This is a genomic window from Dellaglioa sp. CoH-55-MRSF-8 (genome assembly GCF_056782195.1).
Map to the genome: position 1 here is coordinate 1 of NZ_JBXAYH010000245.1, position 244 is coordinate 244.

Annotated in this window: 1 protein-coding gene; it reads left to right on the plus strand. The window is 55.3% G+C overall.

Translation table 11 applies throughout. The features are described 5' to 3' along the window. Window positions 1-18 precede the first annotated feature (18 nt). Window positions 19-244 (plus strand): hypothetical protein (locus tag AC1RPW_RS08630; protein ID WP_481769551.1); only part of this gene is annotated, 226 nt, incomplete at its 3' end.

Here is a 244-nt window from a genome sequence, read left to right on the forward strand (position 1 = left end):
GACATTTAAGGAGGCAGCATGAGTAAACCGTGGATTGAGGTAATGCGCTGGTGCGTCGAGAATCCGTGTGAAGACCCCATCCAGTTTATGGATTGTTGGCTGGAGGGCCGGTTCGACGTGTGTCGCAAAGAATGGCCTGAGGTTCCAGAATCGTGTTATCCGGGCACCACGGACGAAGCGGTTGACATGCGGGCACAGGCAGAAGCCGCGATTGGCCCCGACGATGAGTCGTATTTCGAATACG